This window comes from Chrysiogenia bacterium (assembly GCA_020434085.1).
Lineage (GTDB): Bacteria > JAGRBM01 > JAGRBM01 > JAGRBM01 > JAGRBM01 > JAGRBM01.
Genome location: JAGRBM010000449.1, coordinates 1 through 1944 on the forward strand (window position 1 = coordinate 1; position 1944 = coordinate 1944).

The window sequence follows — 1944 nt, forward strand, 5'->3', positions numbered from 1 at the left end:
ACGACTGCTGGAGCAGCATTGCCCCGATCATCTGGCGCCGAGCGCCCATGAGCTTGAGCATGGCGATGTCGTGGAGTTTCTCGTTGGTCATGTTGTAGATGATGAGCATCACGATGATGGTAGAGATGATCGTCAGCAATCCGCGAATGAGGCCGATCTGGCGGCGCACCTTGTCCACCACGCCTTTGATGAGAAGTTCGTATTGCTCCTCGGCGGTATAGACCGAGATGTCGGACCACTTCGAAAGGCGCTCGCGCACTTGTTCATTCGTCACGCCAGGTTCGACATAGACCATGACCGCGCTAACCCGGCCGCCTCGAAGGTCTTCCGAGGGTGAGGGCCCGACCGGAGGACTCGGCGAGGGTGGAAGCCCGCGCTCCGCCCCGATGCCGCCATGCGGGCGCGTCTGCCGCAGGGCCGCCGGCGGCAGGAACGTCTGAATTTCGAGCGCATCACCCAAGGTGAAAAACGCCACGGCATCACCCGCCATCGAAACCATCCACTTGGTAAGTCCCACGACGGTGTAGAGCGAGCCCGCCAGCTCGACCCTCTCGCCGATGTGCAGACCCGAGCTCACATCGGCAATCATTTCGTAGTGCGGGCTGCGCAGCGCGCGCCCGGCGATGAGCGGAATCCACTCGCCGCGGTCCTCGCCCCAGGGAAGCCCAACGGTCGAGAGACGAAGCAGCCCTCCGTTGTGTTCGCGCTGGATCGTATAGGTATTGAATCCCTGCGCGCGCGCCACGCCCGGCACCGCGCGCACCCGATCGGCGAGGGAAACCGAGACCCGCGACATCTCGGCAAAGGGGCCGCGCGTGCCCGCCTGCACCACCCACAGGTCCGCGCCCATGCGGTCGACCAGCAGCGTCGCGTCATCGACAAGGCCGCGATAGATTCCACCCATGGCCAGCACGATGGTGAACAGAAGCCCCAGCCCCAACGCAGTCAGTGCGAAGCTGGTGCGCCGGTAGGCGATGTCCTTGAGCGCAAGGTTCACGGAGCATCCTCCGTCACGCGGGCGAAGTGTCCGGCTTTGAGCTGCGTCTTGGGCGCGGCCGGTCGCAGCAGGACCGCGCCGGGCGAAACGCCCTCTTCAATGGCGAACTGGTCGAGCCCGTGGAAGCCGATGCGCACCGCGCTGCGCGTGATGAACGGCCCGGCTTTGACAAATACCCAGGGCGAATCGCTGCCAGCGCCGTAGACGAACTCGCGCGGGGCACGCACTTTCGCGTCGGTGCGCGCCAGCTCGATCCAGATGCGCGCGCGCTGGCCCACGGCGAATTGCTCACACACCGATTCGAGCACCACGTCGACGAGCAGCTCGTGGGTCTCCCGGTCAACTTCGCGGCCGATACGCTTCACTTTCCCCGCATTGCATCCCGACTGCCCGGATACCCACTCGATGCGCGCGCTCTGCCCCGCCTTGAGCTCACCGAGGAATCCCTCGTCCACCCAGGTGCGCACCCACATCTCGCCGGTCGCAACGAGCGTGAAGACACTCTCGTTCATCGTGACGACGTCGCCGCGCTCAACCTCGCGCCGGATGACCAGCGCGTCCATGGGCGCATGCAGCACGCTCTTGTCGAGTTTTTCCTGCAGGCTGCCCATCTCCGCCTCTGCGGCGGCGCTGGCCTGCGTATTTTCTTCGAGCGCCGCGCGGGCGCGCGCTTCATCGGCCTGCGCGGTGTCGGCCTCGCGCTCGGCGCGATCGTTGTCGGATTTCGAGACGCTGCCTTCCTTGTAGAGCGCAGCCATGCGTCGGGCCTCGGCCCGCGCCCACTTTGAAACGGCGGCGGCCTTGTCCGCTTCGGCTTCGAGCCGCTTCCTGGTTGCAGCAAGCAGCGCGAGGTTGGCCTGCGCGGCATTGAGTGTTTTTTCCAGCTCGGCGGCGTCAAGCCGGGCGAGCACCTGACCGGCCACAACGCGGTCACCCTGGTCGGCGCT

At 65.7% G+C, this 1944-nt stretch carries 2 protein-coding genes; both read right to left on the reverse strand.

The window, feature by feature from the left end:
- Positions 1 to 997, reverse strand: a 997-nt coding sequence (locus tag KDH09_15285; protein MCB0221059.1) for an ABC transporter permease, incomplete at its 3' end; no start/stop codon positions are given.
- On the reverse strand, positions 994 to 1944 hold a 951-nt coding region (locus KDH09_15290), incomplete at its 5' end, for an efflux RND transporter periplasmic adaptor subunit (GenBank protein MCB0221060.1). The genes KDH09_15285 and KDH09_15290, both read right to left, overlap by 4 nt.